This window comes from Acidipropionibacterium virtanenii (assembly GCF_003325455.1).
Classification (GTDB): Bacteria; Actinomycetota; Actinomycetes; order Propionibacteriales; family Propionibacteriaceae; genus Acidipropionibacterium; species Acidipropionibacterium virtanenii.
Window position 1 is genome coordinate 1,956,318 of the sequence record NZ_CP025198.1, and the last position, 16,097, is coordinate 1,972,414.

Here is a 16,097-nt window from a genome sequence, read left to right on the forward strand (position 1 = left end):
CCGGCCCTGCGGCCGGGGGCGATCTTGTGTTCAGGGCCGTGACAGTCGGGCCATGGCGGTCCTGATGCGCTTGGCCGAGACCGGAACATGGGTGCCGAGCCGCTGGGCGAACAGCTGGATGCGGAACTCCTCGATGAGGAAGCCGATCTCCTCGACGGCCGGGGGCAGGGGGCCCTCGGGCTGGTCCCCGCACAGTTCGTCGTAGGCGTCCAGGAGTGGATCGAGCTCTGCGGCGCCCCGGTCGTCGCGGCCCGGACTGGTGCGCAGCCCCTCGACCCTCACGCTGATCCCCTGGAGCCATCGCACCATCCGGAAGTACCAGGGGTCGGGGGTGGCGGAGATGAAGTTGAGGAAGACCAGGTCCTCGATCTGGCGGGTCATGTCGGTCCGGGCCGGTCCCTGCGGCAGTCGGGCCAGACTCGCCCGGGCGGTGCCGGCGGCGGTGAGGATCTCCCCTGCCGCGGCCACCACCCGTGCCATGGTCTCCGCAGCCTCCTGGCGGACCCCCAGGGCCAGCGCATCGAAGGCGTTCTCATCGCGCACTCCCGACAGGTCGCCGGCGATCCGTCCGGCCACGGAGGCGACCGCCTTGCGCCTCGAGTCGGCCAGCAGGGCCGGAACGCTCGGATAGGGGGAGGACGACAACGCCAGTTTGGTGCGGTTGGACAGGTGGGCGACCGTCCAGTTGGTGGGATCGGGCAGGTTGATCAGGAGCAGCCGCACCACGCCGCCGGCGTGGCTGCGGGTCTGGGCGGTCACCGAGTCGCGCACCGCGGTGCCCACGGCGTCGCCCTCGTCGACCAGGCTGGGGTGGCCGACGGCGTCAGCCCCGCTGCGCCGCAACGACACCTCGCGAGGAATCGTCCCGAAGACCCAGCTGGTGGCGCCATGGATCTGCTCCTCCCCGGCGGCGCGGGTCAGCGACGCCGACACCTTCGGGGCCAGACCGGTGCGCAGTCCGGCGAGGTCCTCGGAGTGGGCCAGCGGGGCGGAGTCGGGACGGGGCGGTTTCTTCGGGCCGGCGGGGCGGCTGCGGCCCTCGGCATCGACGATGTCGAAGCCGACCCTCAGGTGGGCGGGCACCGCGTCGGGACGCCACTCCCCCGGCTCCACGACCACCCCGGTCAGGGACCGCAGGGCCCGTCCGAGCTCGACGCAGAAGTCGGCTGACAGGTCGGCGTCGTGACTCTCGAGCCAGGTGAGGGCCTCCCGGGCCCTGTCGGGGGCGGGCACCAGCCGGGTGCGCAGCCGCTTGGGCAGGTTGCGTATGAGCTCGGTGGCCAGTTCGGTGCGCAGCCCGGGGACCTGCCAGCTGAACGGCTCGGCGGGGACCTGGTTGAGCAGGGCCAGCGGGATCGTCACGGTGACGCCGTCATGGCCGGAGCCCGGATCGAAGACGTAGCGCACCGGGAGTTCGAGCCCGGCCACCGTCCAGGTGTCGGGGAAGTCGTCGCGGCGCACCGCGTCCGGATCGACGAGGTCGTCGACCGACAGATCCAGCTGGTGGCGGTCGTCGACCCGTCGCCACCAGGCGTCGAAGTGGTTCGCCGAGACGATGTCGGCGGGGATGCGTCGATCGTAGAACTCGTAGAGGGCGTCGTCATCGGCCACCAGGCCGCGCCGGCGGGTGCGCTCCTCGAGCTCCTCGGCCTCGGCCCGGGTGCGGTCGTTGTGGGTGAGGAAGCCATGGCGGGATCGCCAGTCGCGCTCCACCAGCGCCGACCGGATGAAGATCTCGCGCGCGGTGACCGGATCGATGCGGGCGTAGTTGACCTGGTGGTCGGCCCAGATCGGCACCCCGTAGAGGGTGGCCCTCTCGGTGGCCACGACCGAGGCGGTGGAGGTGGCCCAGTGCGGCTCGGAGTACTGGCGCTTGAGCAGGTGGGCCCCGACCTCCTCGACCCATTCGGGCCGGATCGCGGCGACGGTGCGGGCCCACAGCCTGCTGGTCTCCACCAGTTCGACGGCCATCACCAGGTCGGGCGGGTGAGAGGCCAGGACGGATCCGGGGTTGATGGCGAACCTCGCCCCTCGGGCGCCCAGGTACTCGCGGGGCCCGGGACGGCGTCGGCGACCGCTGCGGTGATCGGCCCGCTCACGCACCTCGGCCAGTCCGATGTGGGAGAGCAGGCCCGACAGCAGCGCGATCAGGATGCGGTCGGGAGGCGCGTCATCGGTGTTGCGCTCGAGTTTCAGATCCCGGCAGACCTGTTTGAGCTGGGTGTGCAGGTCCTGCCATTCGCGGACGCGTATGAAGTTGATGTACTCGCGGCGGCACATCCTGCGCAGGGCCGACCCGCTGAGCTCCTTGCGACGGTGCCGCAGGTAGATCCAGAGCCGGAGGGCGGCGAGGACGTCGCCGCCCTCGTCGATGCCGTCGCGCCGCCCGCCGTGCACGTCGTCGTCCTGGCCTTCTGCCTCGCCCAGGGCGGTGCGCAGCGCACCGTCGGTGCGGAATCGGGCGTGGAAGGAGTCGGCCTCGGCCCGCTTCTCGGCGGGCCGTTCGCGCACGTCGGGGATGGACAGGGCTGCGACGATCACCAGCACCTCCCGCAGGCTGTGCTGACGGGCGCCCTCCAGAATCATCCGGCCCATTCTGGGATCGATCGGCATCGCGGCCAGCTGGTGGCCGGTGCGGGTCAGGCGCGGCGCATCGCGGTGGCCGGGCTTCAGTGCCCCGAGTTCGTCGAGCAGCCGGATGCCGTCGGAGATCTGGGAGTGGTCGGGGGGTTCGACGAAGGGGAAGCTGGTGATGGCGCCCAGCCGGGCCTGGGCCATCTGGAGGATGACGGCGGCGAGATTGGTGCGCAGGATCTCGGGTTCGGTGAACTCGGGGCGGGCCTCGAAGTCGGCCTGCGAGTACAGCCTGATGCAGATGCCCGGGGCGACGCGGCCGCAGCGTCCGGCCCGCTGGTCGGCGGAGGCCCGGGAGACCGGTTCGATGGGCAGCCGCTGCACCTTGGTGCGCACCGAGTACCGGGAGATCCGCGCGGTGCCGGGGTCGATGACGTAGCGGATGCCGGGGACGGTCAGCGAGGTCTCGGCGACGTTGGTGGCCAGCACGATGCGCCGGCCGGTGTGCCGGGTGAAGACGCGGTGCTGCTCGGCTGCCGACAACCGGGCGAACAGCGGTCTTACCTCGGTGTCGCGCAGCCTCAGGTCTGCCAGGGCGTCGGCGGTGTCGCGGATCTCCCGCTCCCCGGCGAGGAAGACGAGAATGTCGCCCAGCCCCTCGCGGGCCAGTTCCTGGACGGCCCGGCAGATGCCGGTGGTCTGGTCGACCGGATCGGCTGACACCGCGATGCTGTCGTCGTCCGGATCGAGGTCGGCGGCGGGGTCCAGGGGCCGGTAGCGGACCTCGACGGGGAAGGTGCGCCCGGAGACCTCGATGATCGGGGCGTCGTCGAAATGGGCCGAGAAGCGCGCGGTGTCGATGGTCGCCGAGGTGATGATGACCTTGAGATCGGGACGCCTCGGCAGCAGCTGCTTGAGGTAGCCGAGCAGGAAGTCGATGTTGAGGCTGCGCTCGTGGGCCTCGTCGATGATGATCGTGTCGTGGGCGCGCAGGTCCCGGTCGTGGGAGATCTCGGCGAGCAGGACGCCGTCGGTCATCACGGTCAGCGCCGTCTCGCGGCCGGCACGCCGGGTGAAGCGAACCTGGAACCCGACCTGATCGCCGACCTCCACGCCCATCTCCTCGGCGATGCGGTCGGCGACACTGCGCGCAGCGATGCGTCGGGGCTGGGTGTGCGCGATGTGCCTGCGCCCCAGGGCCAGGCAGATCTTGGGCAGCTGGGTGGTCTTGCCCGAACCGGTCTCCCCTGCCACCACGATCACCTGGTGGTCGGCGATGAGGCCGGCGATCTCGTCGGCGTGGGCGGCGATGGGCAGGTCGGGATCGAATCGGACGGTGCCGCCCTGGGGCAGTTCACCCTCCAGATGTGACGCGTGTGCTGGCATGACCGGCCCAGCTTACCTGCCGAGTCGTCGCTGCCTGCGCTCCTCGTGACGCTGATGCCGCCGTTCCTGGTCGCTGTACCATTCCTCGGCGTCGGGCCCGTAGATCCCCAGGCCGCCCATCAGCACTATGCCGTTCAGCTCCAGGACCGGCCCGGTGCGCGAGGCCCGCAGCCCCTTGGTGTCGACCCCTCCCATGACGGGCACCAGATGGTTGACGACGCGGACGCCTTCGGGCACCTTGATGGCGGCTCCCCCCATCACCAGGGCGCAGCTGACCCGCACCGTGCCCTCGGCCGGCCAGATGCTGTCCCGCAGGTCGAGTTCGAGGCCGCCGCACAGGGCGTAGGCCCCGACCCTGGAGGGGGCGATCCAGTCCCCCTGGCGGCTCGCACCGCTGAAGACGGCGATCATGTTCTCCCGGCGTCCGACGCCGGAGTCCGAGACTCGCACAGCCGGCGGCGCCGACTCGAGGGGATGGTCGCGCAGCTGCTCGGGCAGGTCTGTCACCAGGGGGTCGAGTTCGTCGCGGAACTTCGCGGAGACGGCTCGGTCGCTGCGTTCCTGGTACTCGGCGTCCTGGAGATATCCGGCGGCGTAGGCGTCGCCGAGCCGGGACACTGTGGCGTCCCGGTCGGCGAAGCCGGCGCGGACCCTGGGCAGATCGGCGGTCACTCCCACAGCCTACGGCCTGCGCGCCTTGCGGCGACAACCTCGCCTGCAGCCAGGACGGGCGAGGGTCAGTGGACCACGGCCAGCGGGGAGCGCGAATGCGCCATGATGCCGCGGATCACTCCCCCGGCGGTCCAGCCCAGGATGGGATGGCGCTTCATGCCGACGATGAGCAGGTCCACGTCCTCCGAGAGGCCGACCAGCTCGTCGACGGCCTGGCCGCACAGCACCTTGGTCTCCAGGGCGACGTCGGGGAAGTCGGCGGCCACCGGGTCGACGACTCCCTTGAGGTGGCGCGCATTCTCGGACAGGAAGTGCTCCATCGCGTCATCGGTGAGCTGATACCCGCCGGCGGCGCCCGGCGGCAGCGGCGGGGCGACGGTGATCACCTCCAGGCCGGCACCGTGGCGGGTCGCCTCCTCGAAACCGAAGCGCAGAGCCGCGGTGCCGGTGCTCTGGGGCCCCACGGCGACCGCGATCCTCTTCTTGTCCCCGACAGGCTGAGGGGTTGATGCCCTGGAGATGACGACCACCGGGCAGGCCGACATGCCCGAGACCGCGACCGAGGTGGAGCCGACGAACATCCGCTCCAGGCCGCTGGCGGCGCGCCTGCCGACGACGATGAGATCGGCCTGGCGGCTGCGGTCGGCCAGAACGGCGGCCGGGTTGCCGAGCACCACCTGTCCACGGACCCGGTCCGCGGGGCAGCCGGCGTCGATGGCCTCCTTGCGGGCGTCCTCGACGACGACCTGGCCGGCCTCCTGGAGGGCGCTGGGATCGTAGACCACTCCCCAGGCACCGGCCACCGCCGCGTCGTCGACGGCGTGCAGCAGGAGCAGGTCGGCGTCGAGTGTGACGGCGTGGCCCGCGGCATATCTGGCGGCGCGCAGCCCGTCCTCGGATCCGTCTACTCCCGATATGACCAGATGCGGGCGATTGGTTTCAGTGGACATGTCCGTCCTCCTCGTTCCGATCGATTCCGGCGGCCCCGTCGGTTCTGAGGGACCGCCCGCTCAACACGGCGATGGCTCTGGCGTCCATTGCCATCCCCCTGTCGTCGCGTACTCCGATTCTCTCACTGTTGACCGGCTCCGCGCTGGAGCGACGGACCGGCCGGATGCCGGAACAGCCCGGATGTGATCGATCTCACACCCTCTGGCCGGCGTGGAGGAGGATCAGACATCGGACTCGAAGGTGGTGCGCCCGCGCAGCTTGCGGGCCAGCTCATCATCGATGCCGTCGGCCAGCCGCGACATGGTGCGCACCCCCTGATGGAGGTGATCGGCCACGAACGGCCGGGCCATCAGCGACATGGTGACGAAGACCCGGTCCTGGTGCAGGGCGAAACGCCCGTAGCGCGACGCCACATTGATGTCGTTGAGCACCTCCACGGCCCGGGACCGGCCCTCGACGTCGTGAACCAGCACCGCGAACAGCAGCAGCTCCTCGGCGTCGGGGGTGGTGCGCACGAAGACCATCGTGGAACCGACCCGGATCGCGAAATCCCCCTCGGTGTCCCGGATCGGCTGGTGCCCGAACATCGCGGTGAGCTCGGCTGTCACCAGGCGTTCCAGATGGGCCTGGTCGGCGGGGATGATCGCCTCGACGGTCCGCTCCGAAGGTGTCTCGTGGACGGGTTGCGAGTCCGGCTGGAGTATCTCGGCGAGCTGATCGGGAGCCAGGAAGACGGGATGCTGAACGCCGAAGACGTCGCGCAGGGTGCTCACCCCCAACCGGGCCAGATCCTCGCTGGCCTCCTGGGACCGGTACACCCAGAAGTCCCTGCACGGGTGCTCCCCGTCGACATCGGGAGCCTGCCAGCCGAGATCGGCGAGATCCTCGGCCTGGGCGGGCGAGAGCCGGAAGGCCTCGCCGAGGCTCGCGTTGCTGGACGCCTGGGCCATGATCATCGGATCCTGGGAGGAGTCGGCCGGATCGTCCTGGGTGAAGCGGACGAAGGGCGCCGGATCGGCGCTGGTCGACAGCGTCCCTATGGTCAGCTCCCCGTTGTCGTCGATGACCGAGATCACCTCGGCCAATCGGCTGGTGAACTGCGACCAGGCCTCCGTGGTGCTGCGATCCAGGTCGAACTCGAAATCCAGTGGCTCCTCCATGGGGCCAACCTAGCAACATCGCCGCCCCGGGCGCCGGGGCGATCGAGACCGACCGACGACGGTTGCCGGGCGTTCAGAAACTCGCCCTGTAGAAGTTCTGCCAGGATCGGCTGGCGGTCGGGCCGCGCTGGCCCTGGTACCGGTTGCTCGTCGACGGGTCCGAGCCGTAGGGATGCTCGGCCGGGCTGGACAGGGCGAAGAAGCACAGCTGGCCGATCTTCATGCCGGGCCACAGGGCGATGGGCAGGGTGGCGACGTTGGACAGCTCCAGGGTCACGTGGCCGGTGAAACCGGGGTCGATGAACCCGGCGGTGGAGTGGGTGAGCAGGCCCAGCCGGCCGAGCGACGACTTGCCCTCCAGGCGGGCGGCCAGGTGATCGGGGACGGTGACCTGCTCGCGGGTGGAGGCCAGCACGAACTCACCGGGGTGCAGCACGAAGGGCTCCTCGGGGGACTCCTCCACCAGATGGGTGAGCTCCGGCTGATCCTGGGACGGGTCGATCATCGGGTACTTGTGGTTGTCGAAGAGCCGGAAGTAGCGGTCCAGGCAGACGTCGACGCTGGAGGGCTGCACCAGGGCCGGGTCGTAGGGTTCCAGGACGATGCGCCCGGCATCGATCTCACTGCGGATCTCGCGGTCTGACAGAAGGCTCACGACCCCGACCCTACGGCAGATAGTCAGACGGGAACGGCCCCGCGGACTCTGCCGAGTCCGCGGGGCCGTTGTGCCAGGGCGACGATCAGCTGCAGCCGCTGGTCGAGCCGCAGCCCTCGCACACGTAGCAGGAGCCCGAGGGGCGCATCTTCGTCCCGCAGGTCAGGCACAGCGGCGCGTCCACCGCCCGGCCCATCTTCTCCTCGAGCAGCTCGGCGCTGGTGTGCGCCCCGCCGACGTGCTCGGGAGCCGGAGCGGGATCGAAGAGCCCGGGCTGGGCGGCCCCGTCCTCATGCACCCGGATCCTGTCTCCGGCGGTCTCCTTGAGGGTCTCGGAGTCGATGAGCTCGGCCTCGTCCTCCTCCGAGAGGTAGGAGCCGGTCTCCACGTAGCGGGCCCGTTCGGCGGAGGTGTGGATGCCGAGTTCGGCGCGCTCGTCGAAGGACAGGTGATCCAGCGCCAGACGGCGGAAGATGTAGTCGATGATCGACTGGGCGATCCTGATGTCGGAGTCGTCGGTCATCCCGGCGGGCTCGAACTTCATATTGGCGAACTTCTGGACGAAGCTCTCCAGCGGCACCCCGTACTGCAGGCCGATCGAGATGGCGATTGAGAAGGCGTCCATCGCCCCGGCGAGGGTCGAGCCCTGCTTGCCGAGCTTGAGGAAGATCTCCCCCAGCCTCCCGTCCTCGTAGGCGCCGGTGGTGAGGTATCCGCCGGCACCCCCGACCTGGAAGCTCGTGGTGCGGGCGCTGCGGGACTTCGGCAGCCGCTGGCGGCGCGGCCGGTACTCGACGCGCACCTCGGGCTCGGGTGCGGCCTCCTCGGACTTGTTGTCGGTCTTCTCCACAGAGAGCGGCTGGCCCACCTTGCAGTTGTCGCGGTAGACGGCCAGGGCCTTCAGTCCCAGCTTCCATCCCTGCATGTAGACCTCGGCGATGTCCTCGACGGTGGCGGTCTCGGGCAGGTTCACGGTCTTGGAGATGGCCCCGGACAGGAAGGGCTGGACGGCGGCCATCATCCGCACGTGGCCCATCGGGCGGATGAACCGCTCGCCCATCGCGCAGTCGAAGACCTCGTAATGGGCCTTGTCGAGATGGGGGGCGTCGATCACCGATCCGTGCTCGGCGATGTAGGCGACGATCTGGTCGGCGTCGTCCTTGGAGTAGCCGAGATTGGCCAGTGCCCGGGGCACCGTCTGGTTGACGATCTGCATCGAGGAGCCGTCGACCATCTTCTTGAACTTCACCAGGGAGAAGTCGGGCTCGATGCCGGTGGTGTCGCAGTCCATCATGAAGCCGATGGTTCCGGTCGGCGCCAGCACCGAGGCCTGCGCGTTGCGGAAGCCGTTCTCGGCGCCGAGCTCCACGACCTTGTCCCACTCGGCCTTCGCGGCCTCCAGCACGGCGGTGTCGTTGCGGTGCAGCGGGTGGACGTCGTTGTTGGCGTCGCGGTGCTTGCGCATCACGACCTGATGGGGTTCGGCATTGAGCGCGTAGCCCTTGTAGGGGCCGACCAGCCCGGCCAGCTCGGCGCTGCGGCGGTAGGCCACTCCGGTCATCAGCGAGGTGATGGCGGCGGCCAGGTTGCGTCCTCCCTGAGAGTCGTAGCCCAGGCCCATGGCCATCAGCAGGGCGCCGAGGTTGGCGTAGCCGATGCCCAGCTGACGGTAGTCGCGGGTGGTGGCGCCGATGGACTCTGTCGGGAAGTCGGCGAAGCAGATCGAGATGTCCATCGCGGTGATGACGATCTCGACGGCCCGGGTGAACCGGGCGACGTCGAAGGACTCATCCTCACCGACGAACTTCAGCAGATTGAGGCTCGCAAGGTTGCACGACGAGTTGTCCAGGCTCATGTACTCCGAGCACGGGTTGGACGCGTTGATCCGGCCCGAGTTCGGATCGGTGTGCCAGGCATTGATGGTGTCGTCGTACTGGAGGCCCGGGTCGGCGCACTCCCAGGCCGCCTTGGCGATCTTGTTGAACAGGCCGCGGGCGTCGACCGTCTCGACGACCTGGCCCCGGTGGGTGCGCGAGGTCAGGCCGAACTTCTCGCCTCCCTCCACAGCCTTCATGAAGGCGTCGGAGACCCGGACGGAGTTGTTGGCGTTCTGGTACTGGACAGAGGCCATGTCCCGTCCGCCGATCTCCATGTCGAAACCGGCGTCGCGCAGCGCCCGGATCTTGTTCTCCTCGCGCGCCTTGGTCGCGACGAACTCCTCGATATCGGGGTGGTCCACATCCAGGACGACCATCTTGGCGGCCCGGCGGGTGGCGCCGCCGGACTTGATGGTTCCGGCGGAGGCGTCGGCCCCGCGCATGAAGGAGACCGGGCCCGAGGCGGTGCCTCCCGAGGACAGCAGTTCCTTGGAGGAGCGGATTCGCGAGATGTTGACCCCGGCGCCGGAGCCTCCCTTGAAGATGAATCCCTCCTCGGTGTACCAGTTCAGGATCGACTCCATCGAGTCATCGACCGAGAGGATGAAGCAGGCGCTGACCTGCTGCTTGCTGCTGGTCCCGACGTTGAACCAGACCGGCGAGTTGAAACTGAAGTACTGATGGATCAGCAGCCAGGTCAGCTCCTCGGCGTAGACCTGGGCGTCGTCCTTGGAGGCGAAGTAGCCGTTCCCCAGGCCGGAGTCGACATAGGTCCTGACGACCCGGTCGACCAGGGTCTTGAGGCTGTCCTCGCGGTTCGGGGAGCCCATGGCCCCGCGGAAGTACTTGTTGGTGACGATGGTGGAGGCATTGGCGCTCCAGAAGTCGGGGAACTCGACGCCGCGCTGCTCGAACACGGTCTCGCCGGTCCGCCAGTTCTTCTGGATGACGTCGCGGCGCTCCCAGGTCACCTCGTCATAGGGATGCACCCCCTCCGTGCTGAAGACCCTGCGGACGTGCATGCCCTTGGGAGGGCGTGTCGTCCTGCGTGGTGTCGCCTTGGTCTCGGTCATGGCTGTCCTTCGGTCTCTTCGAGGTGTGGTCTTCAGTTGTTCAGTGAGGAATCTCACATTTTTACGCTGTATCGACGGCGGACAGGATCCCGGGCCACGCCTGAGCCGGACCACCGCGACCTGGTCAGAACAGGGGCTGGTTCGGTGAGTCCTTGCCCGGTCTCGTGGTCTGCGTCACGGACGCCGGTGGAGCGTCCACGTCGGTCCGCAGCCGGTCGATCTCAACGGCGAAGTCGTCGATGGTGTCGTAATTGCGATACACGGATGCGAACCGCAAATAGGCGATCGGATCCAGTTCCCGCAGCGGCCCGAGGATCGCCAGTCCCACCTGATCGGTCGGGATCTCGGCCATCCCGCCGGCCCTCAGGCTGTCCTCGACCCGCTGACCCAGCAGCGCCAGGTCCGAGTCGCTGACAGGCCTTCCCTTGCAGGCCTTTCTGACCCCGGCCACGACCTTGTCCCGATTGAACGGCTCCTCACTGCCATTGCGCTTGCGGACCGTCATCTGCATCCGCTCGATGGTGGTGAAGCGACGCTCGCACATCGGGCACTGACGCCTCCTGCGGATCGCCAGCCCGTCCTCGCAGACCCGCGAGTCGAGCACCCGGGAGTCGTCGTGCTGACAGAAAGGACACCGCATCCCGACTCCTCCCGTGATCTCCCCGACCTGTCCGCCGGTCATCCGCGGACCACGCCCGGCATCCCCGGACGCGGCGCCCACTTTAGCGCGGTGGAGCCCACTTCACCACTACCGCTAGGGAATGACTCCGCCTCTGGCACTAGATATGGTGTTTGTCGGGATTTCGGTCCTAGCGTGTCGGTGTCTCCGCGTCAAGTGGACACCCTCACGGGATCTGGCCCTGCCACACCATCGCCAATCTCCACAGCGCCACGACGACCCCCGTGGCAAGCAGTGTCATCACGGCTGCTGCGGCCGTGCTCCAGATCCACTCCGGGATCGGCCCTCGGCTGAATCTCCAACTCCCCCCGAAGACCTGGCGGTCCGGCACCGCCAGGACCGGCGCGGCCGCCTCGAGCCGAGCCCGATCGATGACGACCGCGTGCTCATACTCCTGTCTGATCTCCTCGATGGCGGGCCATGGCCCCACCACCACTGTTCCCACCGTTGTTCCCGGGGGCCGGTTCCGGGCTCTGCCCGGCCCGTCCTCGCCCCACGTGTACGCCTGCGCGCTCATCGGACGCCCTCCTCGGTCTGCTCCGGGCCATCCGCCCGGCACACCAGACATCGAACAGGGGAGCACTGACAAGTTTTTCAATGGAGGAGACAACTCCTCCACGTCGCTTCGCTCCTGCCTCCTCGAACGGGTCAGGTCTGCGGTCGCGTGCGGCTACTCCTCCACGTCGCTTCGCTCCTGCCTCCTCGAACGGGTCAGGTGGCCTCGTTCAGCCTGCGCAGGGCGCCGATCGCGGTCTCCCGGTCGGTGGTCGTCCAGAATCCGGGCATCGAGGCCAGCAGGAAGGATCCGTACCGGGCGGTGAACAGGCGAGGATCCAGCACCGCGACCACGCCCCGGTCGTCACCGCGCCGGATCAGGCGCCCCGAGCCCTGGGCCAGCAGCAGCGCGGCGTGACCCGCCGAGACCGTCATGAAGCCGTTGCCTCCGGCGGATGTGACGGCCTGGGAGCGGGCCTGCATGAGCGGATCGTCGGGCCTTGGGAAGGGGATCTTGTCGATGACGACCAGGCGACAGGTGTCGCCGGGGACGTCGACACCCTGCCACAGGGAGAGAGTCCCGAACAGGCAGGCCTTCGGATCGGCGATGAACTGCCGCGTGAGGCCGGCCAGGTGCCCCTCCCCCTGGCAGAGCACCGGCAGGGAGGGCAGAGCCTTGCGGACGTGCCCGGCGGCCGCCACTGCGCTGCGCTGGGAGGCGAACAGTCCGAGAGTCCGGCCACCGGCCGCCCAGATGAGTTCGGCCAGGTCGTCGAGGGCAGGCCGGGAGATGCCGTCGCGGCCCGGGCGAGGAAGCTCGCGTCCGACGTAGAGGATGCCCTGGCTGCGGTAGTCGAACGGGGAGCCGACGTCGACCCCCCGCCAGGCCATCTCGGTCTCGAGCACCTCGGGGGTCCCCTGCACGCGCTCTGCCGGTTGGAGCCCGACGTCGCGGGCCACTGCGGTGAAATCCCCGCCGATCCTCAGGGTAGCGGAGGTGAACACGGTCGTGGTCTCGGTGAGCACGCTGGCCCGCATCAGGCCGGCGACCTTGAGCGGGGCCACCTGGGCGGCCCGCCCGGCGTACTCGGACTCGCTGATCCACACGACGTCGGCGGCGGCCAGGTTCGCGATCCGCTCGGCGGTCTCGAAGATCTCACGGACGGCCCCCTGCGCCTGGACCCGTTCCGCGCCGGCTGTTTCGGACTCCCCGTCATCGCCCCGCCCCAGGACGGACAGGGCCTGGCGGGACAGATCGCGCAGGGTCTGGGCGGCATGGATCAGTGAGCATTCGGGATCGGTGACCCGGCCGGGTTCGGTGGCCTCGAGGGCCTCGCCGAGCACATCGGACTGATCGAGCAGGTCCGCCGCCAGGTTGTCGTCGAGCCAGGAGGCGGCGCGCCGGGCCACCGTGTTCACCAGGGACGGCGCGAGAGTGGCGCTGGCCGCGCCGGTGAACCGGTCGACGACCTCATGGGCCTCGTCGACGATGACGACGTCGTGCTCGGGCAGCACGGTGCCGCCGTTCAGGGCGTCGATGGCCAGCAGGGCGTGGTTGGTGACCACCAGGTCCGCCTGCCGGGCCCTCTCGCGTGCGGCCTCGAAGAGGCACTCGTCATGGAAGACGCATCGGGCGCCCAGGCACTCGCGCATCGGCACCGAGACCTGCGCCCAGGCCCGCGGGGAGTGGTCGGGGGCGTCGTCGCGGTCCCCGAGCTCGTGATGGGCGGCCTGGTCCTCGGCCCACTCGCGCAGCATCACGACCTCGGCGCCGAGTTCGGAGTCGGTGCCCGAGCGGGACTGCTCGGTGAGCTGCTCACCGGTCAGCAGAGCGTCCTGATCGGGTCGGGCACCGTCGCGCACCCGGTACAGGCAGGCGTGGTTGGAGCGGCCCTTGAGGACAGCGGTCCGGGGCCGTCGCGGCAGGACCTTCTCGGCGGCCGACAGGACCGCCGGAATGTCCTTGTGGGCCAGCTGCGCCTGAAGGGCCAGGGTGGCGGTGGCCACCACCACTCGGTTCTCCTGGGCCACCGCGTGGGCGAGGGCCGGAGCCAGGTAGCCCAGGGACTTGCCGGTCCCGGTGCCGGCCTGGACGAGCAGGTGTACTCCGTCGGCCAGGGCGCCGGCCACCGCGTCGGCCATCTCGATCTGGCCGGGCCTGGGGCTCCCGCCGATCCCCTCCACGGCCCGTCGCAGCACCTCGAGATGATCCTCGGGACGCCGGTGATCAGCGGAGCCGGTGCGGGTTGCGGTGTCCTCGGACTCCTCACTCACGGACGCCCTCGCCGACCGAACGCACCTCGGCGGCCAGCCCCGGATGGAGGTGGGCCACGACATGGGTGCCGGTGGCGGTGTGCTCGATGGAGGTGATGGTGCCGAGCCGATGAATGCGGTCCATCAGGTCCCCGCGCTCGTAGGGCACCACGGCGTCGACGAGCTCGGTGGGCACCGGCAGTCGCCGCTCGATCTCGGCGACCAGATCCTCGATGCCCAGACCGTTATGGGCGGAGACGATGAATGCGGCCGGGAAGGCGGTGCGCAGCGTGAGCTCGGTCTCGGCGCCGATGAGGTCGGCCTTGTTGAGCACCAGGATCTCGTCGAGATCACCGGCTCCGATACCGGTGAGCACCTCGCGCACCGCACTCACCTGGCCCTGCGGGTCCGGGTCGGCGGCGTCGACGACGTGGACCAGGAGGTCGGCCTGCGCGGTCTCCTCGAGTGTGGAGGCGAAGGCCTCGACGAGGTGATGCGGCAGGTGGCGCACGAATCCGACGGTGTCGGTGAGGGTGTAGACGCGCCCGTCATCGGTGGTGGCGCGCCGGGTGGTCGGGTCGAGAGTCGCGAACAGGGCGTCCTCCACCAGCACCCCGGCGTGGGTCATGCGGTTGAGGAGGGAGGACTTCCCGGCGTTGGTGTACCCGACGATGGAGACCGAGGGGATCCGGTTGCGTGTGCGGTCGGCCCGCTTCTCGGCCCGGGTGCCCTCCATCGCCCGCAGCTTGCGGCGCAGCCGGGAGATCCTGGTGTTGATGCGACGCCGGTCGGTCTCGATCTTCGTCTCGCCGGGGCCGCGCCCACCGATACCGACTCCGCCGGCGGCCCGGCCGCCGGTCTGGCGCGACAGGCTGGTACCCCAGCCGCGCAGCCGCTGCTTCATGTACTGCAACTGGGCCAGCTCCACCTGGGTGCGGCCCTCGACGCTGCGGGCGTGCTGGGCGAAGATGTCGAGGATGAGGATGGTGCGGTCCACCACCTTGACGCCGACCCTGTCCTCGAGGTTGCGCAGCTGGGCGGCGTCGAGTTCGCCGTCGCAGACGACGGTGTCGGCGCCGGTGGCCACGACGACCTCCCGCAGCTCCTTGACCTTTCCCGACCCGATGTAGGTGGCGGGATCCGGGCTGGGGCGGCGCTGGATGAGAGCGTCGAGGACCTGGGAACCGGCCGTCTCGGCGAGCAATTTCAGTTCCGTCATGGCGTTCTCGGCATCACGGGCGGTGCCCTCGGTCCACACCGAGATGAGGACGACCCGTTCCAGCCTGAGCTCTCGGTACTCCACCTCGGTGATGTCAGTCAGGTCGGTGGACATGCCGGGCACCCGGGTGAGGGACAGCCGTGCGTCGAGGTCGAACTGGTCGCCGTCATAGTCGGGAACCGGATCGTCGGGATAGTCGTCGTCAGAGGGTGTCATCGGTCCAAGCTTCCCACGACTGGTGGCCGCCGCCAATCAGAACTCCGGCACGAACACCTCTCCCCGCGCCTGGATGACGGCGGGCCCGGTGAGCCGGCTGTCCTCCGCACTGAGCGCCACGGCAAGGGTCCCTCCGGGGACGTCGACCGTCCACGGCCCCTCGTATCCGGTGGCGCGGCTCATCGCGGCCGCGGCCGCCACGGTCCCGGTGCCGCAGGACAGGGTCTCCCCCACACCCCGCTCGTGGACCCGCATGCGGATCCTGTCGGGCCCGGTCAGTGCGACGAACTCGACGTTGACGCCCTGGGGGAACGCCTCAGGGGGGCCCCACACGGGGGAGACCGTGAGATCGAGCCCGAACAGCTCCTCCTCGGAGTCCAGGCGGACCACCGCGTGGGGATTGCCGACGTCCACCGGGGTCGCCGGCCAGCTGCGCTCCCCCAGCCGCACCGTGACGGGATCGCCGGAGACTGAGGCCGGACCGATGTCGGCGTCGACCGTCCCATCGCCGTGGACGATGACGTGCTTGAGCCCGGCACGGGTCGCGATCACGGCGTCATACCTGCTGAGCAGTCCCTCGTCCACGAGGAATTTTGCGAAGACCCGCAGCCCGTTGCCGCACATCTCGGCGATACTGGCGTCGGCGTTACGATAATCCATGAACCACAGATCTGGGTCGCCCTCCCACTCGGGGATGAGGCCGGCGCGGGTGGCGCGCAGCAGACCGTCGCCCCCGACTCCCAGCCGACGGTCGCACAGCCATCGCACCTGGGCGTCACTGAGATTCAGCATGCCGGACCGGTCCCGGAGGATCACGAAGTCGTTGCCAGTCCCCTGGCCTTTCGAGAACTGTGTGGTCCGCATCGGTCCATGTTGGCGCCGTGATA

11 protein-coding genes are annotated in these 16,097 nt (G+C 69.4%); all 11 read right to left on the reverse strand.

All coding sequences use genetic code 11. The features are described from left to right. Window positions 1–30: 30 nt before the first annotated feature. A complete protein-coding gene (gene hrpA, locus JS278_RS08995) occupies window positions 31–3,960 on the reverse strand; it encodes an ATP-dependent RNA helicase HrpA (RefSeq protein WP_114044880.1) in 3,930 nt (1,309 codons plus the stop codon). 12 nt (window positions 3,961–3,972) lie between these two features. Beyond that, window positions 3,973–4,632 carry a DUF1707 SHOCT-like domain-containing protein gene (locus tag JS278_RS09000; protein WP_181833685.1) on the reverse strand — a complete coding sequence of 220 codons (660 nt, stop codon included), beginning with the start codon at window positions 4,630–4,632 and terminating at the stop codon, window positions 3,973–3,975. A 65-nt stretch (window positions 4,633–4,697) separates the two neighbouring features. Next, window positions 4,698–5,582, reverse strand: coding sequence for a universal stress protein (locus JS278_RS09005; protein WP_114044882.1), 885 nt, complete (start codon window positions 5,580–5,582; stop codon window positions 4,698–4,700). Between the two features lie 222 nt (window positions 5,583–5,804). Beyond that, window positions 5,805–6,743, reverse strand: coding sequence for a T3SS (YopN, CesT) and YbjN peptide-binding chaperone 1 (locus tag JS278_RS09010; RefSeq protein ID WP_114044883.1), 939 nt, complete (start codon window positions 6,741–6,743; stop codon window positions 5,805–5,807). Between the two features lie 73 nt (window positions 6,744–6,816). Beyond that, window positions 6,817–7,398 carry a dCTP deaminase gene (gene dcd / locus JS278_RS09015; protein WP_114044884.1) on the reverse strand — a complete coding sequence of 194 codons (582 nt, stop codon included), beginning with the start codon at window positions 7,396–7,398 and terminating at the stop codon, window positions 6,817–6,819. Between the two features lie 85 nt (window positions 7,399–7,483). Further along, complete coding sequence (locus JS278_RS09020; RefSeq protein ID WP_114044885.1) at window positions 7,484–10,348, reverse strand: vitamin B12-dependent ribonucleotide reductase; 2,865 nt, start codon at window positions 10,346–10,348, stop codon at window positions 7,484–7,486. Between the two features lie 124 nt (window positions 10,349–10,472). Then, on the reverse strand, window positions 10,473–10,988 hold the full coding sequence (nrdR, locus tag JS278_RS09025; RefSeq protein ID WP_114046224.1) for a transcriptional regulator NrdR: 516 nt from the start codon (window positions 10,986–10,988) through the stop codon (window positions 10,473–10,475). Window positions 10,989–11,193: 205 nt separating this feature from the next. After that, window positions 11,194–11,544 carry a hypothetical protein gene (locus tag JS278_RS09030; RefSeq protein WP_114044886.1) on the reverse strand — a complete coding sequence of 117 codons (351 nt, stop codon included), beginning with the start codon at window positions 11,542–11,544 and terminating at the stop codon, window positions 11,194–11,196. 194 nt (window positions 11,545–11,738) lie between these two features. Then, the gene (locus JS278_RS09035) at window positions 11,739–13,796 is read right to left on the reverse strand and encodes an ATP-dependent DNA helicase (protein ID WP_425451430.1); all 2,058 of its coding nucleotides are present in this window, start codon (window positions 13,794–13,796) and stop codon (window positions 11,739–11,741) included. Then, window positions 13,789–15,210 carry a GTPase HflX gene (gene hflX / locus JS278_RS09040; protein ID WP_114044887.1) on the reverse strand — a complete coding sequence of 474 codons (1,422 nt, stop codon included), beginning with the start codon at window positions 15,208–15,210 and terminating at the stop codon, window positions 13,789–13,791. The genes JS278_RS09035 and hflX overlap by 8 nt, the downstream gene beginning before the upstream one ends. 36 nt (window positions 15,211–15,246) lie before the next feature. Continuing rightward, window positions 15,247–16,074, reverse strand: a complete 828-nt coding sequence (gene dapF, locus JS278_RS09045) for a diaminopimelate epimerase (RefSeq protein ID WP_114044888.1) — start codon at window positions 16,072–16,074, stop codon at window positions 15,247–15,249. Between the last annotated feature and the right edge of the window lie 23 nt (window positions 16,075–16,097).